The 255-nt window shown below is 57.6% G+C and carries 1 pseudogene; it reads left to right on the top strand.

The features are described 5' to 3' along the window. Nucleotides 1-255: pseudogene (locus JNB91_RS30630) on the top strand (IS110 family transposase); the annotation flags it as partial.

The raw sequence follows: 255 nt of genomic DNA, 5'->3' as shown, positions 1-255 counted from the left end.
AAAAAAGCTCCTCGCGCGCAGCGCGTCGTATTCGAAACGGGACCGCTGTCGACGTGGTTCTATCACGCGCTGACGGGCGAGGGGTTGCCGGCGATCTGCATTGAAGCGCGGCACGCGCAGAAGGTATTGAACGAAACGCTCAACAAGACCGATGCCAACGATGCGGATGGTTTAGCGCAACTCGCTGAAGCAGGCTTTTACAAAGCGGTTCGTGTCAAGTCGTTTGACGCTATGAGGGCCCGCACATTGGTGGCT

The sequence above is a fragment of the Aliirhizobium wenxiniae genome, assembly GCF_019511445.1.
In the GTDB taxonomy this organism is placed as follows: Bacteria; Pseudomonadota; Alphaproteobacteria; order Rhizobiales; family Rhizobiaceae; genus Neorhizobium; species Neorhizobium wenxiniae_A.
This window is presented reverse-complemented; position numbering and strand designations above follow the sequence as displayed.